The sequence below is a fragment of the Acidovorax sp. Root267 genome (assembly GCF_001429215.1).
Taxonomy (GTDB): domain Bacteria; phylum Pseudomonadota; class Gammaproteobacteria; order Burkholderiales; family Burkholderiaceae_C; genus Acidovorax; species Acidovorax radicis.
The window spans coordinates 212,851-239,357 of the sequence record NZ_LMJC01000031.1; the positions used below are offsets into that span (position 1 = coordinate 212,851).

23 protein-coding genes are annotated in these 26,507 nt (G+C 65.3%); 9 read left to right on the forward strand and 14 right to left on the reverse strand.

Features of this window, described 5'->3' with window-relative positions:
• Positions 1–70: 70 nt before the first annotated feature.
• The 4 genes from murI to ASE39_RS21405 all read right to left on the reverse strand — a co-directional run bounded on the left by murI (position 71) and on the right by ASE39_RS21405 (position 5,572).
• Positions 71–943 carry a glutamate racemase gene (murI, locus tag ASE39_RS21390; protein ID WP_057272450.1) on the reverse strand — a complete coding sequence of 291 codons (873 nt, stop codon included), beginning with the start codon at positions 941–943 and terminating at the stop codon, positions 71–73.
• A 100-nt stretch (positions 944–1,043) separates the two neighbouring features.
• Positions 1,044–2,600 carry a fumarate hydratase gene (locus tag ASE39_RS21395; protein ID WP_010460576.1) on the reverse strand — a complete coding sequence of 519 codons (1,557 nt, stop codon included), beginning with the start codon at positions 2,598–2,600 and terminating at the stop codon, positions 1,044–1,046.
• Between the two features lie 224 nt (positions 2,601–2,824).
• Positions 2,825–3,220, reverse strand: coding sequence for a hypothetical protein (locus ASE39_RS21400; RefSeq protein WP_010460578.1), 396 nt, complete (start codon positions 3,218–3,220; stop codon positions 2,825–2,827).
• Between the two features lie 189 nt (positions 3,221–3,409).
• The gene (locus ASE39_RS21405; RefSeq protein WP_057272451.1) at positions 3,410–5,572 is read right to left on the reverse strand and encodes an EAL domain-containing protein; all 2,163 of its coding nucleotides are present in this window, start codon (positions 5,570–5,572) and stop codon (positions 3,410–3,412) included.
• Positions 5,573–6,078: 506 nt separating this feature from the next.
• On the opposite strand from ASE39_RS21405, the gene fumC reads away from it, so the two are divergent.
• On the forward strand, positions 6,079–7,464 hold the full coding sequence (gene fumC, locus ASE39_RS21410) for a class II fumarate hydratase (protein ID WP_057272452.1): 1,386 nt from the start codon (positions 6,079–6,081) through the stop codon (positions 7,462–7,464).
• 134 nt (positions 7,465–7,598) lie between these two features.
• Here the strand turns inward: fumC and ASE39_RS21415 are convergent, their stop codons facing one another.
• The 8 genes from ASE39_RS21415 to ASE39_RS21450 all read right to left on the reverse strand — a co-directional run bounded on the left by ASE39_RS21415 (position 7,599) and on the right by ASE39_RS21450 (position 15,615).
• Positions 7,599–8,372 (reverse strand): Crp/Fnr family transcriptional regulator, encoded by a 774-nt coding sequence (locus ASE39_RS21415; protein WP_057223275.1) that lies wholly within the window; start codon positions 8,370–8,372, stop codon positions 7,599–7,601.
• 157 nt (positions 8,373–8,529) lie between these two features.
• The gene (locus ASE39_RS21420) at positions 8,530–9,705 is read right to left on the reverse strand and encodes a DNA topoisomerase IB (RefSeq protein WP_242421526.1); all 1,176 of its coding nucleotides are present in this window, start codon (positions 9,703–9,705) and stop codon (positions 8,530–8,532) included.
• 213 nt (positions 9,706–9,918) lie between these two features.
• A complete protein-coding gene (locus tag ASE39_RS21425) occupies positions 9,919–10,617 on the reverse strand; it encodes a response regulator (protein WP_010460588.1) in 699 nt (232 codons plus the stop codon).
• The gene (locus ASE39_RS21430; protein WP_057272453.1) at positions 10,614–12,212 is read right to left on the reverse strand and encodes an ATP-binding protein; all 1,599 of its coding nucleotides are present in this window, start codon (positions 12,210–12,212) and stop codon (positions 10,614–10,616) included. The genes ASE39_RS21425 and ASE39_RS21430 overlap by 4 nt, the downstream gene beginning before the upstream one ends.
• A 20-nt stretch (positions 12,213–12,232) precedes the next feature.
• A complete protein-coding gene (locus tag ASE39_RS21435; protein WP_242421528.1) occupies positions 12,233–12,535 on the reverse strand; it encodes a hypothetical protein in 303 nt (100 codons plus the stop codon).
• A gap of 236 nt (positions 12,536–12,771) precedes the next feature.
• Complete coding sequence (locus tag ASE39_RS21440) at positions 12,772–13,635, reverse strand: intradiol ring-cleavage dioxygenase (protein WP_057272543.1); 864 nt, start codon at positions 13,633–13,635, stop codon at positions 12,772–12,774.
• 179 nt (positions 13,636–13,814) lie between these two features.
• Positions 13,815–14,906, reverse strand: coding sequence for an RDD family protein (locus ASE39_RS21445; RefSeq protein ID WP_057272455.1), 1,092 nt, complete (start codon positions 14,904–14,906; stop codon positions 13,815–13,817).
• Positions 14,907–15,006: 100 nt separating this feature from the next.
• Positions 15,007–15,615 carry a TIGR00645 family protein gene (locus tag ASE39_RS21450; RefSeq protein ID WP_029413653.1) on the reverse strand — a complete coding sequence of 203 codons (609 nt, stop codon included), beginning with the start codon at positions 15,613–15,615 and terminating at the stop codon, positions 15,007–15,009.
• A gap of 187 nt (positions 15,616–15,802) precedes the next feature.
• Here ASE39_RS21450 and acs point away from each other — a divergent pair, with 187 nt between their 5' ends.
• Together acs and ASE39_RS21460 are read left to right on the forward strand one after the other, a co-directional pair.
• Positions 15,803–17,797, forward strand: a complete 1,995-nt coding sequence (gene acs, locus ASE39_RS21455) for an acetate--CoA ligase (protein ID WP_057272456.1) — start codon at positions 15,803–15,805, stop codon at positions 17,795–17,797.
• Between the two features lie 264 nt (positions 17,798–18,061).
• Complete coding sequence (locus ASE39_RS21460) at positions 18,062–18,544, forward strand: hypothetical protein (RefSeq protein WP_010460602.1); 483 nt, start codon at positions 18,062–18,064, stop codon at positions 18,542–18,544.
• A gap of 157 nt (positions 18,545–18,701) precedes the next feature.
• On the opposite strand, the gene ASE39_RS21465 is transcribed toward ASE39_RS21460, so the two are convergent.
• Positions 18,702–19,007 carry a c-type cytochrome gene (locus tag ASE39_RS21465; protein WP_010460604.1) on the reverse strand — a complete coding sequence of 102 codons (306 nt, stop codon included), beginning with the start codon at positions 19,005–19,007 and terminating at the stop codon, positions 18,702–18,704.
• 114 nt (positions 19,008–19,121) lie between these two features.
• Between ASE39_RS21465 and ASE39_RS21470 the strand changes: the two genes are divergently transcribed.
• The 6 genes from ASE39_RS21470 to ASE39_RS21495 all read left to right on the forward strand — a co-directional run bounded on the left by ASE39_RS21470 (position 19,122) and on the right by ASE39_RS21495 (position 24,499).
• The gene (locus ASE39_RS21470) at positions 19,122–19,364 is read left to right on the forward strand and encodes a TIGR04438 family Trp-rich protein (RefSeq protein ID WP_057272457.1); all 243 of its coding nucleotides are present in this window, start codon (positions 19,122–19,124) and stop codon (positions 19,362–19,364) included.
• Between the two features lie 51 nt (positions 19,365–19,415).
• Entirely contained in the window at positions 19,416–20,492 is a 1,077-nt protein-coding gene (gmd, locus tag ASE39_RS21475; RefSeq protein WP_057272458.1) for a GDP-mannose 4,6-dehydratase, read from the forward strand.
• Positions 20,493–20,592: 100 nt separating this feature from the next.
• Positions 20,593–21,660, forward strand: coding sequence for a glycosyltransferase family 1 protein (locus ASE39_RS21480; RefSeq protein ID WP_242421529.1), 1,068 nt, complete (start codon positions 20,593–20,595; stop codon positions 21,658–21,660).
• Between the two features lie 37 nt (positions 21,661–21,697).
• Positions 21,698–22,501 (forward strand): ABC transporter permease, encoded by an 804-nt coding sequence (locus ASE39_RS21485; protein WP_158004267.1) that lies wholly within the window; start codon positions 21,698–21,700, stop codon positions 22,499–22,501.
• Positions 22,502–22,526: 25 nt separating this feature from the next.
• Positions 22,527–23,291, forward strand: coding sequence for an ABC transporter ATP-binding protein (locus ASE39_RS21490; protein ID WP_057272461.1), 765 nt, complete (start codon positions 22,527–22,529; stop codon positions 23,289–23,291).
• Positions 23,288–24,499 carry a hypothetical protein gene (locus tag ASE39_RS21495; protein ID WP_140426854.1) on the forward strand — a complete coding sequence of 404 codons (1,212 nt, stop codon included), beginning with the start codon at positions 23,288–23,290 and terminating at the stop codon, positions 24,497–24,499. The genes ASE39_RS21490 and ASE39_RS21495 overlap by 4 nt, the downstream gene beginning before the upstream one ends.
• Before the next feature lie 141 nt (positions 24,500–24,640).
• Here the strand turns inward: ASE39_RS21495 and ilvD are convergent, their stop codons facing one another.
• Positions 24,641–26,347, reverse strand: coding sequence for a dihydroxy-acid dehydratase (gene ilvD / locus ASE39_RS21500; RefSeq protein WP_057272463.1), 1,707 nt, complete (start codon positions 26,345–26,347; stop codon positions 24,641–24,643).
• Positions 26,348–26,507: the final 160 nt, after the last annotated feature.

Consider the following 26,507-nt stretch of genomic DNA (forward strand, 5'->3'; position numbering starts at 1 on the left):
AGTGAATGCTATTTATTTAATAGCAATGAACGCTTTTTGGTAAAGCGCCAGGCCCCAAAAATATGTTGAATCAGGGTACAGACACTGTTTCACAGCAGTCTGCAGGCAGACCCAGCCAGCGCTCGGCTGCTGCCTGAAGCATGGCCACCGGCCCGGTGGTAAGCAGGCGGGTGCGAGAGACATCCGTGGCAGGGGCACCATCAGGCGTTGCCAGCAGCCCCGCTGTCTCCAGCAATCGTCGCGTCTGCCGGGCCACGGGTTCACCGGTCTCGATGAATTGCACATGGGGGCCTACCAGTGCCCGAAGTTCGTGGGCCACAAAAATATAGTGGGTGCACCCGAGCACCAGCGTATCGATCTGCCCTGGTGCTGTGCCGAAGTCGCCCATGGCCTGAAGGTACCGTTCGCACAGGGCACCCGTTTCCGTTGCACCCACCGGGGCGCCGAGCACGGGCGCTGGCCGGGCCACACTGCGCTCGATGGCGTGCGCCAGACCGTCACAGGGCTGCACCACGAACTGGGCCTGTCCGGCCAGTGAGCCCAGCAGCTTGCCGAACTTGGCGCTGGTGAGTGTGCCCCGTGTTCCGATCACGCCCACGCGGCCGGTTCGGGTCATCGCCAGCGCAGGCTTGATGGCGGGCTCCAGGCCCACAAGAGGTAGATCAAGGTGGCTGGCGCGCACCTCGTGGATGGCCGCCGCCGTGGCGGTGTTGCAAGCCACCACCAGGGCCTTGATGTGGTGCTGTTCGAGCAGGTACCGCGTGATGGCGTGGGTGCGGGCACCCACATAGGCATCGCCCCGTTCGCCGTACGGCGCATGGGCACTGTCGGCCAGGTACACAAAACGCTCATGGGGCAGTGCCGCCCGCAGAGCGCGCAGTACGCTCAGGCCCCCCACGCCGCTGTCAAACACGCCGATGGGGAGTTGCTGTGCTTCGGTCATGGATCCTTGTGAACCGGAGAAGGAACAGAGTCGGGGAGAAAGCCCGGCGGGGGCAGGCGCTATGGCCTGCCCAACACTGCTCAGGCGGGTTTTGTGTTCATCAGGCTGCGGCAGCGACGCCGATGCCCTTGAACTCGCCCGTGGCGATCTTCTTTTGCCATTCGGCCGGGCCGGTGATGTGGGCGCTGGTGCCGCCGGCGTCCACCGCCACGGTCACGGGCATGTCCACCACGTCGAATTCGTAGATGGCTTCCATGCCCATGTCGGCAAAACCCACCACCTTGGCGGTCTTGATGGCCTTGCTGACCAGGTAGGCGGCGCCGCCCACGGCCATCAGGTACGCGCTTTGGTGCTTCTTGATGGCTTCGATGGCGACCGGGCCGCGCTCGGCCTTGCCGATCATGGCGATCAGGCCGGTTTCGGCCAGCATCATTTCGGTGAAGCCGTCCATGCGGGTGGCGGTGGTGGGGCCGGCGGGGCCTACGGCCTCGTCACGCACCGGGTCCACGGGGCCAACGTAGTAGATGACGCGGTTGGTGAAGTCCACGGGCAGCGGCTCGCCCTTGGCCAGCATGCCCTGGATGCGCTTGTGCGCGGCGTCGCGGCCCGTCAGCATCTTGCCGTTCAGCAGCAGGGTGTCGCCGGGTTTCCAGCTGGCGACTTCGGCCTTGGTCAAGGTGTTCAGGTCCACCTTTTTGCTGGTTTTGTAGTCGGGCGTCCAGTTCACGTTGGGCCACAGGTCCAGCGACGGCGGGTCCAGGTAGACCGGGCCGCTGCCGTCCATCACAAAGTGGGCGTGGCGGGTAGCGGCGCAGTTGGGGATCATGGCCACGGGCTTGCTGGCGGCGTGGGTGGGGTACATCTTGATCTTCACGTCCAGCACGGTGGTCAGGCCGCCCAGGCCTTGCGCGCCAATGCCCAGGGCGTTGACCTTTTCCATCAGCTCAATGCGCAGGGCCTCAACCTTGGTCAGCTCGGCACCGGAAGCCTTTTTGGCCTGCAGCTCGTACATGTCCAGGTCGTCCATCAGGCTTTCCTTGGCCATCAGCACGGCTTTTTCAGCGGTGCCGCCGATGCCGATGCCCAGCATGCCGGGTGGGCACCAGCCAGCGCCCATGGTGGGCACGGTCTTCAGCACCCAGTCGACGATGCTGTCGCCGGGGTTGAGCATGACCATCTTGCTCTTGTTTTCGCTACCGCCGCCTTTGGCTGCGACGGTCACTTCCACGGTGTTGCCGGGCACGATCTCGGTGAAGATCACGGCCGGGGTGTTGTCCTTGGTGTTCTTGCGGTCGAAGTGCGGGTCGGCCACCACGCTGGCGCGCAGGGTGTTGTCGGGGTGGTTGTAGCCACGGCGCACGCCTTCGTTGATGGCGTCGTCCAGGCTGCCCGTGAAGCCCTCCCAGCGCACGTCCATGCCCACTTTCAGGAACACGTTGACGATGCCGGTGTCCTGGCAGATGGGGCGCTGGCCGGTGGCGCTCATCTTGCTGTTGGTCAGGATCTGGGCGATCGCGTCCTTGGCCGCCGGGCTTTGCTCGCGCTCATAGGCGCGGGCCAGGTGGGCGATGTAGTCGGTGGGGTGGTAGTAGCTGATGTACTGCAGCGCGGCGGCTACGGATTCGATGAGATCGTCCTGGCGGATGGAGGTGGTCATGGCGTGTCGTGGGGAGTCTTATGGAGAACGCAAGCACGTTCCTGTTCTGCCCGCCGCACGCACTCCTGGCTGGCCATTGCCGGTCTTCCAGAAGCACTGCCGATGGCAGGCGGACCGTATTTTGACAGACCCCCGCCAGCGGAGCTCCGCGCGCGCAATGGCACACCCCGCCGTTGCGCCAATTGCCGCTTGACGCGGGAACCCCGCCCGATGGTTCCGGGGTGCTATTCGCTCTCTTCGTCTTCGTCCGTTGCTTCGCTTTCCGGCAGGTCGTCTGCGGTCAGCGGAGCGGCATGGCCATGCGTGCCATGCTGCATGTCGGGGGCTTCCGGCAGGCCGTTGTCTTCCATGTCCATGCCGGGTTCTTCACTTTCCTCCGACATGTCTTCCACGTGGTCGGGCAGGATGTCCCGCGCCAGGGGCTGGGGGGCGGGCTCCACGCTGCTGCGCTCGCCCGTGCCAAAGCGGTCGGTGTCGCTGTCGGTCTCGGAACTGTAGGCGCCCGCACTGTCGCTGCCGGAGTCGGAGGCGTCGCTGGGCCCCAGGCTGTCAATGCCGGTCGCACTGTGGGCCGGGGGAAGGTGGTCGGCGTCAATGCCGAGAAGGCTGCTGGTGGCCATGAGGGTCTCCAGGTGTGTTGGGGGGACGTGCGCCAGTCCTGGGGGCCGGCGCGGCAGTGGCAGCGTTGCCGCTGAAGTGCCATGGTGCGCCGACCGTGGGCTGCACGGCGTCAGGCGACGCTGACACGGGTGTCGTCCTTTTCCGACGACGTGCCATGGCCGGGGCTTTCAGGCGCGCAGCAGGCGGCCTTACAGCTCTGGCAACGACCCGATGACGGACGGCGTGAAGTCTGCACTGCCGACCGGTTTTTCACCTTGTGACCATGCCAGCAGCGTGTCTGCCGGCATGGGATGGGCATAGAAGAAGCCCTGCAATTCATCACAGCCCATGCCCAGCAGAATATCGCGTTGGCCGCTGGTCTCCACCCCCTCGGCCACCACCCGCAGCCCCAGGGCATGCGCCAGGCTCACCACCGCGGCCACCACGGCGCGGGCGTCTTCGCTGCTTTCCAGATCGTTCACAAAACTGCGGTCGATCTTGAGCTGCTGCGCCGGCAGCTGGCGCAGGTAGTTCAGGCTGGAATACCCGGTGCCGAAGTCGTCGATGGACAGGAACACGCCGATGCGTGCCAGCCCCTCGAAGGTGCGCTGCGTGGCCTTGATGTCCTCCATGGCCACCGATTCGGTGATCTCGCACAGCAGTTGCGAGGCATCGAGCCCGTGGCGCAGCAGCGCCTGCTCGATGCGCTCGGCCAGCCCGGCCTCGCGCAGCTGGTGCACTGACAGGTTGATGGCCACGCGCATGCGCATGCCGCTGCGGGCCCACTCGGCGGTCTGGCGGCAGGCTTCATTGATGACCCAGTTGCCCAGCCGTCCGATGAGGCCGAAGCGCTCGGCCAGCGCGATGAAGACCATGGGGCTCACCATGCCATGTTGGGGGTGCTTCCAGCGCAGCAGCGCTTCCACCCCGCTGATCTGGCCGCGCGTTCCGTCGATCTTGGGCTGGTAGTGCAGGGCCAGCTGGCCCCGGTCAATGGCTTGGCGCAGGTCGTTCTGCAACTCCAGCTGCTCTGAGGCGTCCGAGCCCATGTGGGGTTCAAACAGCGCATAGCAGCCGCCGCCCGCGCGCTTGGCGGCATACATGGCGGCATCGGCGTTGGCCACCAGCTTGCCGCGCTCCCCGTGGTCGGGGTGCACGACGATTCCGATGGAGCAGGCGATCTGCACCTGTTTGCCCGCCACTTCGAAAGGCTCCGAGAGCGATGCCAGCACCCGGTTGGCCACCATCACGCTCGCGGCCACGTCGGTCACGTCTTCCAGCAGGATCAGAAACTCGTCTCCGCCGACGCGGGCCACGGTGTCCCCCTCGCGCGCCTCGCGGCGCAGGCGGTCGGCTGCGCCGCGCAGGATCACGTCGCCCGCGGCATGGCCAAAGGAGTCGTTGATGGGCTTGAAGCCATCCAGGTCCACAAACAGCACGGCCAGGCGGTCTTCCACGCGGTGGTGGTTGGTCCGGTCCAGGCGCAGCAGCGCGTGGATGAGCCGGTCTTCGAACAGCAGCCGGTTGGGCAGGCCGGTCAGCGCGTCGGCGAACGCGCGTTTTTGCAGCTCGTCGTTGGCGGCCTGCAGGCGGGTGTTGCTGTCCTGCAGCGACTTCGTCAGGCGCTCGGCCGTGGCCTGCAGCCGCGCATCCAGAATGGACGTGAACAGTGTGCTCACCAGCAGCATGCCCGTGGCCATGAGCACCATGGCTGTGAGGCCCGGGCCGCCGAGCTCGCCCGCGCTCAGGCACACGGAGCCCATGGCAAAGCTGGCCGCCGCCATGCCGGTGTAGTGCATGCCGCAGATGGCCACCGCCATCACGAACGATGCGGCCAGCTGGTAGGGCAGGCGCTGGCTGGGCCGCACCCGGCGCAGCAGCTTGAAGATCAGCAGGGCCGTGGCCGATGCCAGCACCGCGATCAGCACCGACAGCGCCACCAGCGGCGGGTTCCAGACGATGCCGGGCGCCATCTCCATGGCGGCCATGCCGATGTAGTGCATGCCGCTGATGCCGGCACCCATTACCAGCGCACCCATGGCCAGTTGGGCCCGGCCAAAGGTTTCCTGGCTGGCCAGCTGCAGGGCCATGGCAGATGCGGTCACCGCTGCCAGCCACGACAGCAGCGTGGGGCCGCCGGCAAAGCCGATCTCGATGGGCAGCCTGAAGGCCTGCATGCCCAAAAAGTGCATGGCCCAGATGCCCGTGCCCATGACGATGGAGCCTGCTGCCCACCAGGCCAGCCCGACGCGGCGCTGCGCCGTGCGCACGCGGCGCGCCAGGTCCAGTGTCACGTATGACGCCAGCATGGCGATGGCAAAGGAGGCCACCACCACGAACAGGTTGTAGCTGGAGGGCATGAACGTGTTCATGGTGCAAAGAATGCTGGGGTTGGATGGGCAGGGTGCATCGGGCGCGCGGCGCCGTCAAGAGGCCCAGGGCGGATAGGCCGCGGCAGCGCAATGGATGAATGAAGCAGGCACGGGGCGGAAAGGGCATGGCCGCGCGCGTCGGAGTGTATCCACCGGTGCGAAGGCGTGCCGGCGCGGGGGTTTGGCCTGCAGCGGGCGGATTGGTATCCATCGCCATGCCCCCGCAGATGCCCCCACCGGCAGTGTTGGCGGCGAGGCTTGTTGCTCTTTGCTGCGGGGCTTGCCGCACACTGGCCGGGCGCAACCCGCTCAGGCTGTGCAACTCCATAAATGAGAATGGTTCGTTTTTGCATTATGCTGCCGGGCGCGCCGATGTTCCCGGCTGCACCTGTTTTGGGGCCAGACGCAGGCAGCCCCTGCAGCCCCGCGGCGGCTCCGGGCCGGGCCGTGCGTTTGCCCGCCCTTTCTCACTTTTCCTGCTTTTTCAACTTGGAGAACCGCTGCCCATGACCTCCCGTACCGAACGCGACACCTTTGGCCCCATCGAGGTGCCGGCCGACAAGCTCTGGGGCGCGCAGACGCAGCGCTCGCTGCAGAACTTCGACATCTCGGGCGAGCAGCAGCCGCGCGAGATCATCAAGGCGCTGGCCCAGGTCAAGCGCGCGTCGGCCGTGGTCAACCAGGCGCTGGGCCTGCAGGATGCCAAGAAGACCGATGCCATCGTGGCTGCGGCCGATGAAGTCATCGCTGGCAAGCATGCCGGCGAGTTCCCGCTGGTGGTGTGGCAGACGGGCTCGGGCACGCAGACCAACATGAACGTCAACGAAGTGCTGGCCAACCGCGCCAGCGAGATCCTGGGCGGCGAGCGCGGCGAAGGCCGCCTGGTGCACCCCAACGACGACGTGAACCGCAGCCAGTCGAGCAACGACGTGTTCCCGACCGCCATGCACGTGGCGGCGGTGGAGGCGTTGACCCACAAGCTGCTGCCTGCCATCGCCAAGCTGCGCGCCACGCTGGCGAAGAAGGCGCAGGACTTCGACGGCATCGTCAAGATCGGCCGCACCCATTTGCAGGATGCCACCCCGCTCACGCTGGGCCAGGAGTTCTCGGGCTATGTGGCGCAACTGGACCATGGCGAGCGCCATGTGCGCGCCGCGCTGCCCCATTTGTACGAGCTGGCCTTGGGTGGCACGGCGGTGGGCACGGGCCTGAACGCGCCCAAGGGCTATGCCGAGCAGGCCGCCGCCGAGCTGGCGCGCCTCACGGGCCTGCCCTTCGTCACCGCGCCGAACAAGTTCGAGGCGCTGGCCTCGGTGGATGGCCTGGTGCACGCCCACGGCGCCCTGAAGACCCTGGCCGCCAGCATGATGAAGATCGCCAACGACGTGCGCTGGCTGGCCAGCGGCCCGCGCAGCGGCATCGGCGAGCTGAGCATCCCCGAGAACGAACCCGGCTCTTCCATCATGCCCGGCAAGGTCAACCCCACGCAGAGCGAAGCGGTGACCATGCTGGCCGCGCAGGTGTTCGGCAACGACGTGGCCATCAACTTCGGCGGCGCCTCGGGCAACTTCGAGCTCAATGTCTTCCGCCCCATGGTGGCCCACAACTTCCTGCAGAGCGTGCGCCTGTTGGCCGACGGCATGGTCAGCTTCAACGACCAGTGCGCCGTGGGCATCGAGCCCAACCGCGAGCGCATCACCGAGCTGGTGGACCGCTCGCTCATGCTGGTCACCGCGCTCAACACCCACATCGGCTACGACAAGGCCGCTTTCATTGCCAAAAAGGCGCACAAGGAAGGCACCAGCCTGCGCGAGGCGGCCGTGGCCTCGGGCCACGTCACGGGCGAGCAGTTCGACCAGTGGGTGGTGCCGGGCAACATGGTGGGGCGCTGAGCGCCTGGCAAGGCGCCATTCGCCAAAAAATTCAAGCCAAAATGGCCTCCAGCGCTTTATCCATAAGCGCTAAATGCTACTATTTTTGTAGCAAACGCTGACTCAAGGGATTGCAACGCTCCCGCGCCGCCGGTCTACCCCTGCTGCGCCAGCGCCTCCAGCTGTTCCTGCTGGTGCACCACGATGCCGCGCTGGTGGATGCCGATAATGCCCTCGCGCTCCATCCACTTGAGTTCCACATTGATGCGCTGGCGTGAGCCGCCCAGCAGTTGCGCCAGCTCGTCCTGCACCAGCGCCAGCCCGATGGCGCCACGCTGGCCGGGCACGGCGGCGCGCTCGCCGAAGCGGCGCAGCACGTGCAGCAGCTGCTTGGCCAGTCGTGCGCGCAAGGGCAGGGTGGCCATGTCTTCCATCATCCAGTACAGGTAGCGCATGCGGCGCGCCTGCAGCGTGAGCAGTGCCTCGCCGAACTCGGGGTGTTCGCGCAGCAGCTGGCGGAACACGCCCTCGGCCACGCTCAGCACCGTGGTGGGGCCGTGGGCGTGCGCGTCGTAGGTGTTGGGGCCGCGGTGCAGCACCTCGGCCTCGCCCACCCAGATGCCGGGCTCCACGTAGGCCAGCGTCACCTGCTTGCCCGACGGTGTGGTGCGCCGAAACCGGATGGCACCGCTGGCACAGGCAAACCAGTCCTGCGCCAGATCCCCCTGCTCGACGATCATCTGGCCATGCATATAGCGCGTGATGCGGCCCAGCCGGAAGATGTCATGCCGCAGCGACGGCGTGAGCGCGGCGAACCAGCGGCCCCGGTTGATGGCCTCGCGCTCGGGCAGGCTGAGGAAGGGGCGTTGCAGGTGGTGGTCGGCCAGGGAATGGGTGGACTCTGGCAAGGCAATGGTGGCGGTGGGCATGGCGGCAGGCTGGAGTTGGGCGGGGCCGGCCTGTGCGCAGGGCCGGGCGGAAAGACGGTGAAAAGGCGCAGCATGCCAGTTTAGCGATACAGCCCGCACCGCGATGGTCCTGCACGGCACTTGCGCGACACCCCATCGCCGGGTGCCGCAGCCCTGCCTACGCTTTGGCGCTGGGGTGCGCCTTGTGCTGCCTTTGCGGCTTGCGCAGAAACGCCAGCAGCCGGCGCTCCGCCGCACTCAGGCCCCGTGGCGATGTGGTGCCGCCGATGTGATTCCACACCGCCTGCATGCCCGGCCCCGCGTCGGATGCCAGCCGCGAGCCCAGATCCAGCACGGCCGGGTGCACATACGACTTCCTGCACACGGCCGGCGTGTTGCCCAGCTGGCGCGCCACCTCGGCCAGGATGGCCTTGGCGCTGTAGCGCACGTTTTTGTCGGCCGCGCCGGAGGCGTCGGTCTGGGTGCAGGCCAGGCGTGTCAGCTCCAGCGCCTGCGTGGTGCCGTGCCAGGTGCGGAAGTCCTTGGCGGTGAAGTGATCGCCTTCGGTGCTGCTCACGCCCTGTGTGATCTCGCGCAGGTAGTCATTCACGTCGCCCGAGCCCACGGTGCGAGGGGTGCCGTCCTCATCTTCATACTGGAAGAGCTCCTGCCCCGGCAGCTGCTGGCAGTGCCGCACCACGCGGGCCACGCGGGGGTCGCTCAGCTCGGCCTCCTGCTGCACACCGCTCTTGCCGCGAAAGCGCAGCGTCAGCTGGCTGCCCTTGACCTGCACATGCCGCGTGCGCAGCGTGGTCAGGCCGTACGACTTGTTGGTAGCGGCGTACTCCTCGTTGCCCACGCGCAGGAAGGTGGTGTCCAGCAACCGGACCAGGGTGGCCAGCACCAGGGTGCGTGTCAGGGGCTGGCCGCTGCGGTGTGCCGCCAGGTCGCGCGCCACGCGGGTGCGGATGCGTGGCAGCGCGCGGCCAAAGGCCTGCATGTGCTCGAACTTGCCCTCGTCGCGCTGCTCGCGCCACTGCGGGTGGTAGCGGTACTGGCGCCGCCCGCGTGCGTCCAGTCCAGTGGCCTGCAGGTGGCCGTTGGGCAGCGGGCAGATCCAGACGTCGGTGTAGGCGGGCGGGATGGCCAGGCGCTGGATGCGGGTGATCTCGTCTGGGTCTTGGAGCCACTGGCCATCGGGCTGGCGGTAGCGAAACGCCTTAGCGCCGTTGCGCACGCGGGTGAGGCCGGGCATGGCGGGTGTGACGTACACCAGCCCACCGGGCAGCTTCTGTGGGCGCGTTGGGGGCCGGGCTGGCGCAGGCGCGCGGGGCGTTGGGGAGGGAGTGTGCATCGGGGCGAACAGGTGGTAAGGGCCAGTGCGTGGCCCCGATCACACCTGTGCCCGGGCGGTGACGGTGTAGGTGCGCTCCGTGCGCAGGGGTGAGACAGGGACCGAATCGGTAGCCTGTTGTGCCACCATTGTGGGTAAAAAATGGCTCCTGCGCTTATTGGATAAGCACCAATTGCTGCAAAAAATGTAGCAACCTGCTTGATCGGACCACGCTCAATCGGCCGCAGTCGGGTCCAGGGCAAAACCCACGCCGTACACCGAACGAATCCAGTCGCTGCCGTCCGCGCTGGCGGCCTTGAGCTTCTTGCGCAGGTTCTTGATGTGGCTGTCGATGGCGCGCTCGTTCACGTCCAGCGTGTCGTCGTACGCTTGGTCCAGCAGCTGCGCGCGCGAGAAGATGCGCCCGCGCTGGCGGGCCAGCACCTGCAGCAGCCGGAACTCGCGCCGCGTGAGGCCCAGTGGCGTGCCGTGCAACGTGGCCTGCCAGTGCGATTCGTCCAGCATCAGCGCCGCCACCGTGGTGGTGGCTGCCGGGGGCTCTTGCGCGGCGGCGGTGCGGCGCAGCACGGCCTTGGCGCGCGCCACCACTTCGCGCGGCGAAAAAGGCTTGCAGATGTAGTCGTCCGCGCCCAGCTCCAGGCCGATGAGCCGGTCCACTTCTTCGACGCGTGCGGTCAGCATGATGATGGGGTGCTGTGTGTGGCGGCGTGCCTGGCGCAGCACCTCCAGGCCATCCATGCCGGGCAGCATGATGTCCAGCAGCGTGAGGTCGGGCGGCGCGGCCAGCATGCTGGCGAGCGCCGCGCGGCCATCGGCCTGGTGTTCCACGGTATAGCCCGCGTGGCGCAGGTAGTCGACCACGATGGCGGCGATGTCGGGTTCGTCTTCGACGACGAGGATGCGGTGGCTCATGAGGGGTTGTCCAGCAGTGGCAGTTGCAGCGTGATGCGCAGACCGCCCAGGGGGGAGGTGTCGGCCACCAGCGTGCCGCCGTGCGCGAGCACGATGGCGCGGCAGATCGCCAGGCCCAGGCCGGAACCGCCATGGTCGCGGTTGCGCGAGGTTTCGGCGCGGTACAGGCGGTCAAAGATGCGTGGCAGCTCGTGGGGGGGCACGCCGGGCGCGCTGTCGTCCAGTTGCACCTGCAGTTGGGCGGCTCCATCGGCCGGTGGCAGCAGGCGCGCTGCGATGCGCAGCAGGCCGCCCGCGTCGGTGTAGCGCAGGCTGTTTTCCAGCAGGTTCAAGAACACCTGGTGCAGTTGCTGCGCGTCGCCGCGCACCAATGGAGCGGGTATTGGGGCGGGCGTTGACACGGACGACTGCGCGGCCAGGGCGTCCAGGCCCGTGGTATCTACATCGATGGCGGCCTGCGCCAGGCGCGGGCGCATCGACGCCAGTGCTTCGGTCAGCAGCGACAGCGGGTGCACGGGCACCTGGGCCGATGGCGCGCTGGTGCCAGCGGCGTCCAGGCTGGCACGCAGGTCGCCCACCAGTTGGATCAGGCGCATCACCTGCCGGTGCAGGCGCAGCGCGGTCTTGTCGTCAAAGGGGCGCACGCCGTCCTGCACGGCTTCGATCTCGGCGCGCATGGCGGCCAGGGGGGTGCGCAGCTCGTGGGCCACGTCGCCCAGCCACTGGCGGCGCGAGGACTCGATGCTGCTCAGTTGTTCGGCCATGGTATTGAAGGTGCGGGCCAGCTGGGCCAGTTCATCGTTGCCGTGCACAGGCACACGGGTGTGCAGGTGGCCCTGCGCAATGCCGCGTGCGCCGGTGGCCAGGGCTTCGACCGGCGCCAGCCAGCGCCGTGCCAGCCAGCCCGACAGCAGCAGTGCCAGCGCCAGGCCGGCCAGGCCTGTCCACGCCACGAAGCCCAGGTGTTGCGCCAGAAAGGCCTGGTCGGCATCGCTGCGCACGCCCTGCGGGGGGGCCAGCACCAGCTGGCCGATGGTCTGGCCATCGGCACCGGTCAGGGCCAGGCGCGCGCTGCCGGGCTGGGGCGTGGCACCTGCCACCAGGTTTTGCTGTGCATCCACCAGGCCCAGGCGGGGGAACAGGTCATCGGGGTGGCGTTGTGGGCCACCCGCGCTGCGCTCGCCAGGGGGCGGGCCGCCGTCGGGGGGCGGTGGCGGGGGCTGCTGCATGCTGCGGTCCACTGCCGGGTTGCCGTTCGCCAGTTCGGGGGGCATGCCGGGCGGACCGCTCCGGTCGGTGGGCGGGGGGCCTTCAGCGCTCTGGGCGCTTGAGCGGCGCAGGCTTGCCCCTGGGTGGCTGAGCTGGCCCCAGAGGCGGGGCTGGTTGCGCAGGGTGTCCCAGCCGCCCGTCTGCGTGTGGTGGGCCTGCAGGCGCTCGGCCAGCCAGCCCATGCGGGCCAGTTCGATCTCTGCCACATACGGCCCCAGGCCCCGCTGCAGACCCAGGCGCGAAAAGCCCGCAAAAATCAGCAGCAAGGCCACCAGCAGGGCGGCCAGGGCGATGAAGGCTTTGCGGTGCAGGGTCAGGTGGGGCATCGATGGGGGCGCAGGTGTCGTCAGCGGGCGGGGGGCGGGCCGCCTGCTCCGCCGGGGCCGCCAGGCCCGCCTGCGGGCATGGCCACCAGGGTGCCGCCCATTGTGCGGCATGTGCCTGCGAGCGATTTGCCATCGGGCATGGTCAACGTCACGCTGGCGCCTTCGGTCTTGCCCTTGCAGGCGGCATAGGCCTCGGGCGGCGGCGCGGGTGGGTCCTGCCGGCCTTGGGATTGCGCCAGCACGGGGGTGGCGGATATTGCAGCCAGCATGGTCGTGAGCGCCACGCGGGCCAGCCAGCGGGGATGAAGAGAGTGCATAGGCATGGTGTTTTTCTTTCAGTGTTGTGGAGAAAAGAGGTCAGCGAGTCAGCGCCAGCACGTGCTGCCGGCGCGGCGTGTGCGAGGACACAGTGGACTCAGGAAGGCGTTTGACGGGTGGGGCACGCCGTCAGAAACCGGCGCCGCCCAGGCCAGTGCACCCGTGGAACCGGCTTCGCCGGGCCACCGGGTGCGTCCCCCTCCGGGGGAAGGCGCCAAAGGCGACTCAGGGGGACTTTCAGTCAAGCAGCGATCGAGATCGTGATGTTGGCCGAGTACCCGCCGCCGCTGTTGGCCTGCATGGTGGTCATTTCCAGCGTGGTGCCGTCGCTGAAGACGTTGTCCGTGGCAAACGACATGGAGGCCAGGTTGCGCACGCTGGCGCTGTAGCCCGAATTGGCGCTGTAGATGGTGCTGAGCAGCGCGGTGGGGAAGGCCAGCTGCGTGGTCTTGATCTTGTTGCTCGCGTTGCTGGCTGCGGCCAGGCTGCGGTACACCTCCAGGTGCATGTGTGGCATGCGGCCCGCGTAGCAGCCGGGCACGACGGTGGTGAAGGTGACGGTGCCGTTCGCATCGGTGGCCTGCACGCCGCGCAGGTAGTTGTCGGCGATGTTGCTGGAGCTGTACACGGAATAGTTGCCGTCCTGCGTGCAATGCCACAGGTAGATGGCGTAGCCGGACAGCGCGGCGCAGCTCGCGTTGGTATTGGTCAGTGTGATCGTGATGGTGAACGGCACGCCGCTGACCTGCGTGGACGAACCGATGGAGCTGCGGATGTCCGAGCGCACGATGCCGCTGAGCGCCAGCACGTTGTAGGTGTTGTTGCTGGCATTGGAGCCATCGGCAGGGTAGGGGCCGGCGGTTTCCTCGGGGACGACCGAGCAGGTGGTTGTGGTGCCGGTTCCTGTGCCGGTACCTGTTCCCGTGCCGGTGCCGGTATCAGTGGTGTCGGTGGTGTCTGTGTCGCTGCCCCCACCCCCGCAGCCCAACAGGGTGGCCATGCCCAGCGAGCCCAGGGCGTTCAGGGCAAAGCGGCGGTTGGAGGGCGTCTGCGCGGCTGCGGCAAAGGGGGCGACGGTGGCTTGGGCGGCGGTGGTGCGGTCCATGGATTTCTCCTGCAAGTGGGGTATGGCCTGCACTGTGCCGCCCGATTGGGGAGAAATTTGGGAGCAAAAACGGTCCGATTGATTGCTATGATTTATATAGCTTTAAAAGCCCAGCCGTAAAGCGGCAGAGCGCTTTTTATTGCGAAGACGGGATACGAACTCCCGCCTTGGTCAAGGCTTTACCTGGCGATCCCTGTGGCTTCGTGCCGACAGCTGAAAGACCGGTCGCTGCGCGCAATGTCGTCGCTGCCGCACTGCCATTTGTGGATGTCCGTCTGCTGTTTGCGGGTGCGCAGCACCGGGGTGTAGACCAGGTGCTTGCCAGCCAGCGCCATGTCGCCTGTGCTATCGGCAATGGTCAGCCGCACCACGCCATTGGCTGGATCGATGGCCATGGCCTGGAAACCTGCGGGAAGCTGCCCGGGCCGGCCCAGGCCCACGGTGGCTGCGCTGGTGGGGAAGGCGCCCGTGCTCTGGTAGTGGTTCTCGACCAGCCGCAGCACGGTGCGCGCCGCGCCGTCCAGCTGGCGCACCGTTTCGCGGCGGGGATTGGCGGGCTCGTCGCCCTGGTTCCACAGCACCACGGCCACCATGGTGGCAAAGCTGAAGGCGGCCGTGCCCGCCAGCATGACCAGTCCCTTGAGGAACCAGCCGGGGCCACGGACCAAGGCCACGGCCTTCTGGATGGCGGTGTCGCTGGCACGGCGGGACACCACGAAGGTGCCGGTCATCGAACTGTGCAGGCCCCGCTCGCCAAACAGGGCTGTCAGCAAACGGTGCAGCAGGAATGGCACCGCCAGTGTCAGCCCCAGGGTGAGCGAATACTTCAGAAAATGCCGCAGCACGGACCGCACGAGGCCCGGGCGCTCGCCCGAGCGGGTGACTACGCGCTGGCCCAGCAGCCGCTTGCCGGCAGAGCCCTGGCCCAGCGCGTCCAACAGCGCCGGGATGAACAGACCCAGGGTCCCCAGCGCCAGCGCCACCGGGTAGGTGGTGGCGGGCGCGCTGTCAAAGGCCGGACGGGCAAACACCCAGGCCAGAACCAACGCCATCGGGATGGCCACCATGGTCACCCCATCGATCAGCGTGGCGCCCAGGCGTGCCATGGTGCCCGGGAACACATCTTCGAGCTGCAGGTTCGTCTGGGTTTGCGGGGGCTTGTCAGGGGCGGATGCTGATGCCTGCCCGCTGGCCACGGCCAGCGGCGCCTGGCAGCTGAAGCAGTGTGTGTAGGAGGCAGGGTTCTGCCAGTTGCAAAGGGGGCATTGCATGGTGGGTGCGCAGCAAAAGGGACAAAGGGTGAAAAGGGGCGAAAGGGGAAATGTAAAAGAGGCCGCTCTGGGCGGCCTCTTTTATGGTGGGTGGGTCGTATCAGTGGCGCGCGGGGGGCGCGGAGTGCGACATCAGCCGGTCCGTCAACGCGATGGCCAGTGCGCTCAGCAGGAACACCACGTGGATGATGGTCTGCCACATCAGCACCTTGATGTCATAGTTGGCGGCGTTGATGAAGGTCTTGAGCAGGTGGATCGAGCTGATGCCGATGATGGCGGTGGCCAGCTTGACCTTGAGCACGGAGGCGTTCACGTGGCTCAGCCATTCGGGCTGGTCGGGGTGGTCTTCCAGGTGCAGGCGCGAGACAAAGGTCTCATAGCCGCCCACGATCACCATGATCAGCAGGTTGGAGATCATCACCACGTCGATCAGCGCCAGCACCACCAGCATGATGATGGTCTCGTTGAGCGCGGTCACCTCGAAGTCGCTCTTGTAGCCGATGCTCGACACCAGTTGCTTGAGCGCCGCCGTGTTGCCGAAAGCGGCCTCGATCAGGTGCACCAGCTCCACCCAGAAGTGAAACACATACACCGCCTGCGCCAGGATCAGGCCCAGGTACAGGGGCAGCTGCAGCCACCGGCTGGCAAAAATCAGCGAGGGCAGGGGGCGCATGGGCGAGGGAGTGGCGGGGTTTTTGGGGAGGGACATGGAATGTAGGGTGGGTCTTGGGTCGCGCGATTTTAGGGGTGCCGCGTGACACCCCTCGCGCGCAAGTGCTTTCCTGTGCAGGGGCAGGTTGCCGATTCTGTAAGCTTCGTGCCAGTCAGTGGCTTGTAAGTGCCGCGCCCGACAGTACCGCCCAATTCCAATTCCATCAGACCCAGGAGACAACACCATGAGTGCGCCCACATCCGCCATCGAGTCCGTATTGGTTGAGAACCGCGTGTTCCCGCCCGCCGATGCGGTCGTCAAGGCCGCCCGCGTGTCAGGCATGGCGGGCTACGACGCGCTGTGTGCCGAGGCCGACAAGGACTTCGAAGGCTTTTGGGCGCGCCTGGCCCGTGAGAACGTACAGTGGACCAAGCCGTTCACGCGCACGCTGGACGAATCCAACGCGCCGTTCTACCAGTGGTTTGCCGACGGCGAGCTCAACGCCTCGGCCAACTGCCTGGACCGCCACATCGACACGCCCACCGAGAACAAGGCCGCCATCATCTTCGAGGCCGACGATGGCACGGTCACCAAGATCACCTACAAGGAACTGCTGGCACGCGTGAGCCAGTTTGCCAATGCGCTCAAGGCCCATGGCGTGGCCAAGGGCGACCGCGTGCTGATCTACATGCCCATGACGATCGAAGGCGTGGTGGCGATGCAGGCCTGCGCCCGCATTGGCGCCACGCACAGCGTGGTGTTTGGTGGCTTCAGTGCCAAGGCGGTGCACGAGCGCATCATCGACGCGGGTGCCGTGGCCGTCATCACGGCCAACTACCAGATGCGTGGCGGCAAGGAGCTGCCGCTCAAGGCCATCATCGATGAAGCCCTGGCGACGGGCGGCTGCGACACCCTGCGCCACGTGTTTGTCTATGAACGCACGCCCACGGCCTGCAACATGGTGGCAGGGCGCGACAAGACCTTTACCGAGGCACTGGCAGGCCAGAGCACCGACTGCCCGCCCGTGGCAGTGGGGGCAGAGCACCCCCTGTTCATCCTGTACACCAGTGGCTCCACCGGCAAGCCCAAGGGTGTGCAGCACAGCACCGGGGGCTACCTGCTGTGGGCCAAGCTCACCATGGACTGGACGTTTGACCTGCGCCCTGACGACGTGTTCTGGTGCACGGCCGACATCGGCTGGATCACAGGGCATACCTATGTGGCCTACGGCCCGCTGGCGGCGGGTGCCACGCAGATCGTGTTTGAAGGCATTCCGACCTTCCCGAGCGCAGGCCGCTTCTGGCAGATGATCGAACGGCACCAGTGCACGATCTTCTACACCGCGCCCACCGCCATCCGCTCGCTCATCAAGGCCGCCGAGGCCGACGCCGCCGTGCACCCCGCACGTTCCGACCTGTCAAGCCTGCGCATCCTGGGCAGCGTGGGCGAGCCCATCAACCCCGAAGCCTGGATGTGGTACCACAAGAACGTGGGCGGCGAGCGCTGCCCCATCGTGGATACCTTCTGGCAGACCGAAACGGGTGGCCATGTCATCACGCCGCTGCCCGGTGCCACCCCGCTGGTTCCTGGCAGCTGCACGCTGCCATTGCCTGGCATCACCGCTGCCATCGTGGATGAAACGGGCAACGACGTGGCCAATGGCGCGGGCGGCATCCTGGTCATCAAGCGCCCGTGGCCCAGCATGATCCGCACCATCTGGAACGACCCTGAGCGCTTCAAGAAGAGCTACTTCCCCGAAGAACTCAAGGGCTACTACCTGGCGGGGGATGGCGCGGTGCGCAGTACGGACCGTGGCTATTTCCGTATCACGGGCCGCATCGACGACGTGCTGAACGTGTCGGGCCATCGCATGGGCACGATGGAGATCGAATCCGCCCTGGTCTCCAAGACCGACCTCGTGGCCGAGGCCGCCGTGGTGGGCCGTCCGGACGATGTGACGGGCGAAGCTATCTGCGCCTTCGTGGTGCTCAAGCGCTCGCGCCCCACGGGCGAAGAGGCCAAACAGATCGCCAACGAACTGCGCAACTGGGTCGCCAAGGAAATCGGCCCCATCGCCAAGCCCAAGGACATCCGCTTTGGCGACAACTTGCCCAAGACCCGCAGTGGCAAGATCATGCGCCGGCTGCTGCGCAGCATTGCCAAGGGTGAGGCGATCACGCAGGACACGAGCACGTTGGAGAATCCGGCAATCCTGGATCAATTGGCCCAGACCAATTGATCTAGAAGGCGCCGAAAGGCGCCAGCGCAGCGTTTTCCGGATTCGGGGACACCCATATCGCGGAGCGATTTGGTGTGACCACAAAATCCCGCCAACGATCCACTGCGTTTGCTGGGCGCCTCAGGGTGCCCCTCCTCGCTCAGCCCTTACTGTAGGACACCGCCTGAAATCAACCTCCTGCGGGCCGTAGCGGCTTCTGCATGCGTTACAACGGGGCATGGCGCTTGCGGATCTTCGCCTGGGCGCTGCCTACCGGAGGTCTCCATGCATCTGCGTTCCATTGTTCTTTTGGTGACGGTCGTAGCCATCGCTGCGCTGGCCGCGCTCAACTGGCCCACCCTCGCCGCGCCGTCCCTGGTGTCGCTGGGGATTGTGGTGTTTGAGGCTCCTCTGGGGCTCATCATGCTGGCCCTCACCGCGCTGCTGGGGATCTTTTTTGTTGCTTATGTCTTGTCGCTCCAGGGCTCCGTGCTCATGGAAACGCGCCGGCATACCAAGGAAATGCAGGTTCAGCGCGAACTTGCGGACAAGGCCGAAGCCTCGCGTTTCACGGAGTTGCGGGCCTTTCTGGATGTGCAGCACCAGCAGGCGCATGCCACCGTGCTGGCTCGGCTGGACGAATTGGAGGCACGCCTGGCAGCACGCGCCACCGAATCTGACAACTCCACTGCCGCATATGTGGGACAGCTGGAGCACCAGTTGCGCACGCGTGGCCTGGAGTCTGCACCGGTCGCTTCACGGGTTTGAGCGGAAGATCCGCCAGGTTTTTCCACGTTCGGGTTGTGGGACTTGCCTGGAGTGCGAAAACAAAAATAGAAGTCCCAGAAACACCAAAAGCCGCACCACGGGGCGTGGCACGGCCTTCAACAAGGGGCATACAACCCTAGGGGTGACGAGCGGTAAATTACTTCTGCGTCAGTACCCAGGCAGCCAGCTTCTTGGCTTCTGCATCGTTGACCTGCGCATTCGCAGGCATCGGAACCGGGCCCCACACGCCGGCACCGCCCTTGACGATCTTGGCGGCCAGCTTGTCCACTGCGTCTTTCTGGCCGGCGTACTTGGCCGCGACGTCCTTGTAGGAGGGGCCCACCAGCTTCTTGTCGACGGCATGGCAAGCCATGCAATTCTTCGAGGTTGCCAGGGCCAGATCGGCCATGGCAGGGGCGGCAACCGACAGCGTCATGGCAAGGGTGATCAGGGTACGCTTCATGGTGGGATTTCCTGTGGTTGGGTTACAGTTCTTTTAATGGAATTGTAGTGGCTTGGGTTGACAGGCATTTGTCCGCCGTCAACCGGGCGTTGTCAGCTTTTTCTGGAGATCGCGATGTACCTGCTGGGTCTTTCATTGTTGCTTCTGGCATTGAAGTATTTCGAGATCGGACCTGTGGCCACCTGGTCCTGGTGGTGGGTGCTGGCGCCTTTTGGTGCTACTGCCCTATGGTGGGCCTGGGCTGATTCCACCGGATATACGAAGCGTAAAGCCATGGAAAAGATGGAGCAGCGCAAGCAGGACCGGATCAACAAAAACAAGGAAGCCCTGGGCATGCGTCCGCGCAAGCCACGCTGACACCAACACACCGCAGCCTCTGGCCTTTGCTTTCCTGCGCGGAGAGCAGGCATGTCAAGATTGCGCTACAGAAAAGAGCCCATCATCGTTGCACATGGCAAGACAGCCGTCATCACTGGTGTAACCGGACAGGACGGGGCCTATTTGGCAGAGTTTTTGCTGAAGAAGGGGTACCAGGTCGTAGGAACCCATCGCCGGACCAGCAGTGTGAATACCTGGCGCCTTCACGAGCTGGGCGTACTGGGACATCCCAATTTGCTACTGGTCGATTTTGACCTGACGGACCCGGGCTCTGCCATCGCGCTCCTGCAGAAATTTCATCCAGATGAGTTGTACAACCTGGCGGCGCAGAGCTTTGTGGGTGCCAGTTTCGACGCTCCCACCACCACGGCGCTGGTCAATGGCCAGGGTGCATTGAATCTCCTGGAAGCCATCCGGCTGGTAGATCCCCGCATACGCTATTACCAGGCCAGTTCCTCAGAGATGTTCGGCGGCGTGGAGCAATCGCCACAGTGCGAGTCCACACCCTTTTGCCCGCGCAGCCCGTATGCAGTCTCCAAGCTGTTTGCCCACTGGATGACCATTAACTACCGGGAGGCGTACGGAATGTATGCCGTCAGCGGCATTCTTTTTAATCATGAAAGCCCCCTTCGGGGCAGTGAATTTGTGACACGCAAGATATCGAGTGCCGTGGCTCGCATGGCCCACGGTGAAAGGGATGTGCTCGAACTGGGCAATCTGGACGCGCGCCGCGACTGGGGTTTTGCGGCTGAGTACGTGGAAGGCATGTGGCAGATGATGCAGGCCGAGCAACCAGGTACCTATGTTTTGGCAACGGGCCGCCAGCATACCGTGCGCGATTTTGTGCGCATGGCGTTCTCGGTCACCGGAATATCCCTGGAGTTTGTGGGCGCCGCTGCGTCGGAGGTAGCCGTCGACGTGGGTACTGGTCGCGTCGTGGCGAGCGTTGATCCCAGCTTCTTCCGCCCTGCAGAGGTGGATCTCCTGGTCGGCGACGCTTCCCGGGCCAGGGTGGAGTTGGGTTGGGAGGCGCGCACCACTGTGGAGCAGATCTGTCGAATGATGGTTGAAGCCGACTTGCGGCGCACTTATCCCGGGGCCCGATGATGGTCAACGACTGTTCGTTGTGGCGGCTACCCTGCGAGGTCGTCCGATGAGGGTGGCTTTTGGGGTCAGCGTTCTTGCGCGGTCCGTCCAGCAAGGTGGGGTGGATGGTATTGGCACTTACACCCGGGAGCTGATGGGAGCCATGCCGCCGTCAGCGCAGCTGCAGCCGTATCTGTTCGATGCACCGGCGAGCTTGTGGGAGGGGGCGACCCCCGCGATCTCCTTTGGGCCTTTCGCGCGGCAGGCCCTGGCTGCCACGCTGCCGGGTATGGACTTTGGCAGCGTGCGCCGCGCGCTTTGTCCCGGGATTGATGTGGTTCATGCGACCGACCATCTGGTGCCCCGCTTGCGTGGCACGCCAGTGGTGGCGACAATTTTCGATGCGATCCCGCTGTCCCACCCCGAGTGGGTCCGATACCGATTCAAGGGCCTGAAAAACGAATTGTGGCGGCGCACCGCGTTCTGGGCGCAGCACGTCATCACGATTTCCGACTATTCCCGCCAGCAGATCGCTATGCATTTCCGCATCCCCGAGGAGCGGATCACCGCCATTCCGCTGGGGGTGGGGGCACGGTGGTTTGCACCAGTGGACGACGCCTTGGGAGAGGCCGTACGGTTGCGGCATGCGCTGCCGGAGCGGTATTTTGTGAGTGTCGGCACCCTGCAGCCACGCAAAAATATCGGCCGTCTGCTTTTGGCCCATGCGAGCCTGCCCGAACACCTGCAGCGCGAGTGCCCCTTGATTGTGGTTGGGAAGCCGGGCTGGGGGTGCGAGGACGTCATCGCGCAGTTCACAGGGGGAGCGCTCAAGCATGTCCGCTGGTTGCGGCATTTGCCGGATGACGAACTTCAGGTGGTCATCAAGCGTGCAACGGCCCTGGTGTTCCCGTCGCTTCACGAGGGATTCGGACTGCCCGTGCTGGAAGCCTTTGCGGCGGGCGTGCCCGTGGTGGCATCCAATACGACCTCCATCCCGGAGGTTGCGGGCGACGCAGCCTTGTTGATCGATCCTCTTCGCATCGATGAGCTTGCGGATGGGATGCGCCGCATCGCCGAGAACCCCGAGTTGGCGGGCCAGCTGGTTGTGCGTGGACGAGACCGCGTGCGCGCATTCACCTGGCAAGCGTGCGCAGAAAAAACCCTGCGCGTTTATGAGTCGATGGCTTGAATTTCTCGTGATGACACCTTCAACCACCCATCCCCCCGTGTCTGTGCGCCAGAGGCAAGTTCAATTGCTGGGGCTTGACATCTGGAGCGCCCTGGTGGCGTGGCGCTTCTGGTGTTTCATGGGTTGGAACGACGTCGCCAAGCAGTATCGGCGAACCTTTCTGGGGCCGGTGTGGATTACCCTGCACACGGCCGTGTTCATCGTTGCGTTTGGCCTCATTGGCGCGCAGCTGTTCAAGTACCCGGCCGAGTGGTACCTGCCGTACTTTTGTGCAGGGCATGTGTTGTTCGGGTACTTCAGTGCCCTGATCAATGAGGGCTGTTTGACCTATATCGGCTCGGATGCGTTCCTGAAGCAGACGCCTTATCCCAAGATGGCATTTGTTTTTCGCACCGTGTTCCGATGTTCCATCTTGATGCTGCACAGCGCGGTGATTGTGCTGGCCGTGTTGTTGTGGGCGGGGCGGCTGGGGGCGGTGCAGTGGGGGGCGCTGCTGGCTGCAACTGCACTGACGCTGCTTGCGGCCAGTCTGGTGGTTGCCATCCTTGGGGGGCTGGCGGCCCGCTTCCGTGACGTGACGGTGGCCCTGGGCAGCCTGATGCAGGTCAGTTTTTTTGTGACACCCGTGCTGTGGGTTCCTGACCAGTTGACCGAGCGTGCACAGTGGGTTGTGCACCTGAATCCGTTGGCGCTTTTCCTGGAACTGATGCGCAGCCCCTTGATGGGAACCGTCCCGGGCCTGCACACATGGGGCGCTGCGGTGGGCGTGGTCTTGCTGCTGGCGTTGGTTTTTTTCTGGCAGTACGTGGCGATCCGGCGGCGGATTGTGTACTGGTTATAGGCGCAGAGCCCCTCGGTATCGCAAGATGGTCCATATCCAGTTGACGGGCGTGTCAATCGACTTCCCCGTTTTTACAACCCGGTCCCGGGGGCTGCTGAACACTATGCTGGGGCTCCCCCAGCGCGACAAGGCCCGTGTGGAGGCCAGTGGCTTGCGGCAGGTCAGCGTGCATGCGTTGCGCGATGTGAGCCTGGTGCTGCGCCCAGGAGACCGCATTGGCTTGATCGGCTCCAACGGGGCCGGAAAAACCACGCTGCTGCGTGTGCTTTCCGGAGTCTACGAACCCACGCAAGGTGAATTGTCTTTTCGTGGCCGGGTTGCCGCCCTCACGGACATCATGCTGGGCATGGACGTCGATGCGACCGGCTACGACAACATCATCATGCGCGGCATTGTGATGGGGCTGACGCGCAGGCAGGCGATGGGTCTTATTCCCTCGGTGGAGGCATTCACCCAGCTTGGCGAACACCTTCAGCTACCGGTCCGGACTTATTCCCAGGGCATGCTGCTGCGCCTGGCATTCGCGGTGTCCACAAGCGTCGTTCCCGATATCTTGCTCATGGATGAAATGATTGGCGCCGGTGACGCAAAGTTTTTCAGCCAGGCCAAGGAACGCATCAACGGGCTGATCGAACAGGTCTCCATTCTGGTGCTTGCGTCCCACAACGAAGTCATTCTCAAGAGCTTTTGCAACCGCGCGCTGGTCCTGAAGGATGGATGTGTGGTGATGGATGGAGGTGTGGAGGATGCGTTGGCGTTTCACAACGCCCAGCAAGGAGTCTCTCCGTGAGACTGGCATGTATCGGTCCAGCGGAAGTGTTGAACTCCATCGCATCGATGGGGCGCACTGAGGATGTGAGTTGGTCACCCGACGGGCGCCGTGTTGCCCTTGCTGCCATCACGCTGGACAAGGTGCTGATTGTCGGGGTGGACTGCCAGTTCGAAAATGGACAGAAGGTGCTGTACCTGACGGATACCGTGGAGGTTGCCTCCACCAGTCTCCGGCGCCCCCATGGCCTGTGCTGGATCAGTAACAGCATCGTCGCGGTCGCCAGTCGGGAGGGCAATGTATCGCTGTTCGACATTCCCCGCGCAGATCGGCTGACCTCTGTGTGTGACCTTCAACCCCGGTCCGTCATCAGCAAGCGTGAGACAGAACTCCTGAGCACCCCGGGAAGCCTGTGTGCACGGGATCTGGGCGCGGGACTGCATGAGCTTTGGGTGTGCAACGGCTTTTCCCACTATGTCACCCATCACCTGTTGAACACGGCAGCCGGTTTTTCCCACCTTGATGCACAGCTCCTCATGCAGCACGGGCTGGAGGTTCCGGACGGTGTGGCGCTGGACGCCAGTGCAGACTGGGTGGCGGTGAGCAACCACGACCGCCACCTTGTGGCGCTTTATCGCAACGATGAATTCCTCGCACCGGGCAACGAGCCCGCGGCAGAACTGCGTGGAATCAGCTATCCCCATGGGCTGTGTTTTCTGTCGGGGGGCCGCATCTTGTTGGTGGCGGACGCGGGCGCTCCCCACGTGGCGGTGTTTCACCGCGCTGCTTCGGGGTGGAAAAACCTGGCACAGCCGAACGCCGTGATCCGCGTGCTGGACGATGACGTGTTCGAGCAGGGGCATCACAACCCGCGCGAAGGTGGGCCCAAGGGCATCGACGTGCATGAGCCTTGGGGCCTGCTGGTCACTACGTGCGCGGAGCAGCCCCTGGCCTTTTTCGATATCGATGAACTCATGGCGCAGGCCGAAGCCTTTGCGCCAGAAGAAGCGATGCAAACGGGCTCACCTGATACGTCGCCCGCAGACCGTACACGGGTTACCGTACTACGTCTTGCGCGCGACGTGGTGGCACGCGAAGCAGCCGTGACGGCCGCCGTGAGAAAAGAAATGGGCTTGATGCGCGCGAGCTGGTCCTGGCGGGTGACGGCGCCCTTGAGGACTTTGGCAGACGGCTGGATCCGGTGGCGGTCCAGGCGGCGCAAGGGTTAGGACGGGATTCGCAGGCGGGGACGGAGTGCTGATGTACTTGCCAGGAGGAGCCGTCGGAGGCAATGAGGCGTGCCAATGTGAGATCACCCAGAAAAAAGCCCACCGGGGACGGTGGGCTTTTTCTTTTCATTGTGCTGGATTTCAATAGGCGTCCAGCACCGCACCCTTGCTCGCGCTCGATGCGTTGAAGGCGAACTTGGCCTGCACGCCGCGGGTGTAGCGCGGGGCGGGGGCAGTCCAGCCGGCACGGCGCTTGGCGATCTCTTCCTCGGGCACGTTCAGTTCCAGCAGCAGCTGGCGCGCGTCGATGGTGATGCTGTCGCCTTCGTTGACGAAGGCAATGGTGCCGCCGGCAGCCGCTTCGGGCGCCACGTGGCCGACCACCATGCCCCAGGTACCGCCGGAGAAGCGGCCATCGGTTATCAGGCCCACGCTTTCGCCCAGGCCGGCGCCGATCAGCGCGCCGGTGGGGGCCAGCATTTCGGGCATGCCGGGGCCGCCCTTGGGGCCCAGGTAGCGCAGCACCATCACGTCGCCCGCAACGATCTTGCCGGCCAGGATGGCTTCCAAAGCGGACTGCTCGTCGTCGAACACGCGGGCCGGGCCGGTGATCACGGGGTTCTTCAGGCCGGTGATCTTGGCCACGGCGCCTTCGGGGCTCAAGTTGCCCTTCAGGATGGCCAGGTGGCCCTGCGCGTACATGGGGTTGTCGATGTTGCGGATCACGTCCTGGTCGGCACGCGGCACATCGGGCACGTCCTTGAGCACTTCGGCAATGGTCTTGCCGCTGATGGTGATGCAGTCGCCGTGCAGCAGGCCGGCCTTGAGCAGCACCTTCATCACTTGCGGAATGCCGCCTGCGCGGTGCAGGTCCACGGCCAGGTACTTGCCGCTGGGCTTGAGGTCGCACAGCACGGGGGTCTGCTTGCGGATGCGCTCGAAGTCGTCGATGTCCCATTCCACGCCTGCGGTGTGGGCGATGGCCAGGAAGTGCAGCACGGCGTTGGTGGAGCCGCCCGTGGCCATGATCACGGCCACGGCGTTCTCGATGGCCTTCTTGGTCACGATGTCGCGCGGCTTCAGGTCCATCTTGATGGCCTCGATCAGCACCTTGGCCGATTCCTTGGCCGAGTTCATCTTCTCGTCGTGCGGGTTGGCCATGGTGGACGAATACGGCAGGCTGATGCCCAGGGCCTCGAAGGCGCTGGACATGGTGTTGGCGGTGTACATGCCGCCGCACGAGCCGGTGCCGGGGATGGCGCGCTTTTCGATCTCCTTGAGGTCGAAGTCGCTGAGCTTGCCGGCGGCGTTTTCGCCCACGGCCTCGAACACGCTCACGATGTTCAGGTCCTTGTCCTGGTAGCGGCCCGGCAGGATGGTGCCGCCGTACACGTAGATGGCGGGCACGTTGGCGCGCAGCATGCCCATCAGGCCGCCGGGCATGTTCTTGTCGCAGCCGCCGACCACCAGCACGCCGTCCATCCACTGGCCGCCCACGCAGGTCTCGATGCAATCGCTGATGACTTCACGGCTCACCAGGCTGTACTTCATGCCTTCGGTGCCCATGGCCATGCCGTCCGAGATGGTGGGCGTGCCGAACACCTGGGCGTTGCCGCCTGCTTCCTCGATGCCGGCGATGGCCGCGTCGGCCAGCTTCTGCAGGCCGCTGTTGCACGGGGTGATGGTGCTGTGGCCGTTGGCCACGCCGACCATGGGCTTGACGAAGTCGCCCTCTTCGTAGCCCATGGCGTAGTACATGGAGCGGTTGGGCGCACGCGACTTGCCTTGCGTGATGTTGGCGCTGCGGTGGTTGATGGGCTGGATCGGGATGGTCTTGCTGTCTGCCATGGCTGATTTCCTGGTGGGGGACTCGTTGTAATGGATGGGGCACTCCTGCGGCCAGGGTGTCCAACGCTCTCGGGGTGCAAGTATGCGGCGTTTGCCGCTGCGTTTCCAATCCCTTTCACCTGCTCGATTAATATGTAAAACGTATCACAGGCACATCACC

Coding starts and splice junctions, on each gene's coding strand:
- ASE39_RS21415 (WP_057223275.1), bottom strand. CDS start 8,372: ATGCCCACCGCCACCATTGCCTTGCCAGAGTCCACCCATTCCCTGGCC.
- ASE39_RS21470 (WP_057272457.1), top strand. CDS start 19,122: ATGTACCTGCTGGGTCTTTCATTGTTGCTTCTGGCATTGAAGTATTTC.
- fumC (WP_057272452.1), top strand. CDS start 6,079: ATGACCTCCCGTACCGAACGCGACACCTTTGGCCCCATCGAGGTGCCG.
- ASE39_RS21440 (WP_057272543.1), bottom strand. CDS start 13,635: ATGGACCGCACCACCGCCGCCCAAGCCACCGTCGCCCCCTTTGCCGCA.
- acs (WP_057272456.1), top strand. CDS start 15,803: ATGAGTGCGCCCACATCCGCCATCGAGTCCGTATTGGTTGAGAACCGC.
- ASE39_RS21490 (WP_057272461.1), top strand. CDS start 22,527: ATGGTCCATATCCAGTTGACGGGCGTGTCAATCGACTTCCCCGTTTTT.
- gmd (WP_057272458.1), top strand. CDS start 19,416: ATGTCAAGATTGCGCTACAGAAAAGAGCCCATCATCGTTGCACATGGC.
- ASE39_RS21405 (WP_057272451.1), bottom strand. CDS start 5,572: ATGAACACGTTCATGCCCTCCAGCTACAACCTGTTCGTGGTGGTGGCC.
- ASE39_RS21430 (WP_057272453.1), bottom strand. CDS start 12,212: ATGCCCCACCTGACCCTGCACCGCAAAGCCTTCATCGCCCTGGCCGCC.
- ASE39_RS21460 (WP_010460602.1), top strand. CDS start 18,062: ATGCATCTGCGTTCCATTGTTCTTTTGGTGACGGTCGTAGCCATCGCT.
- ASE39_RS21465 (WP_010460604.1), bottom strand. CDS start 19,007: ATGAAGCGTACCCTGATCACCCTTGCCATGACGCTGTCGGTTGCCGCC.
- ilvD (WP_057272463.1), bottom strand. CDS start 26,347: ATGGCAGACAGCAAGACCATCCCGATCCAGCCCATCAACCACCGCAGC.
- ASE39_RS21420 (WP_242421526.1), bottom strand. CDS start 9,705: ATGCACACTCCCTCCCCAACGCCCCGCGCGCCTGCGCCAGCCCGGCCC.
- ASE39_RS21435 (WP_242421528.1), bottom strand. CDS start 12,535: ATGCCTATGCACTCTCTTCATCCCCGCTGGCTGGCCCGCGTGGCGCTC.
- ASE39_RS21400 (WP_010460578.1), bottom strand. CDS start 3,220: ATGGCCACCAGCAGCCTTCTCGGCATTGACGCCGACCACCTTCCCCCG.
- ASE39_RS21425 (WP_010460588.1), bottom strand. CDS start 10,617: ATGAGCCACCGCATCCTCGTCGTCGAAGACGAACCCGACATCGCCGCC.
- ASE39_RS21445 (WP_057272455.1), bottom strand. CDS start 14,906: ATGCAATGCCCCCTTTGCAACTGGCAGAACCCTGCCTCCTACACACAC.
- murI (WP_057272450.1), bottom strand. CDS start 943: ATGACCGAAGCACAGCAACTCCCCATCGGCGTGTTTGACAGCGGCGTG.
- ASE39_RS21450 (WP_029413653.1), bottom strand. CDS start 15,615: ATGTCCCTCCCCAAAAACCCCGCCACTCCCTCGCCCATGCGCCCCCTG.
- ASE39_RS21395 (WP_010460576.1), bottom strand. CDS start 2,600: ATGACCACCTCCATCCGCCAGGACGATCTCATCGAATCCGTAGCCGCC.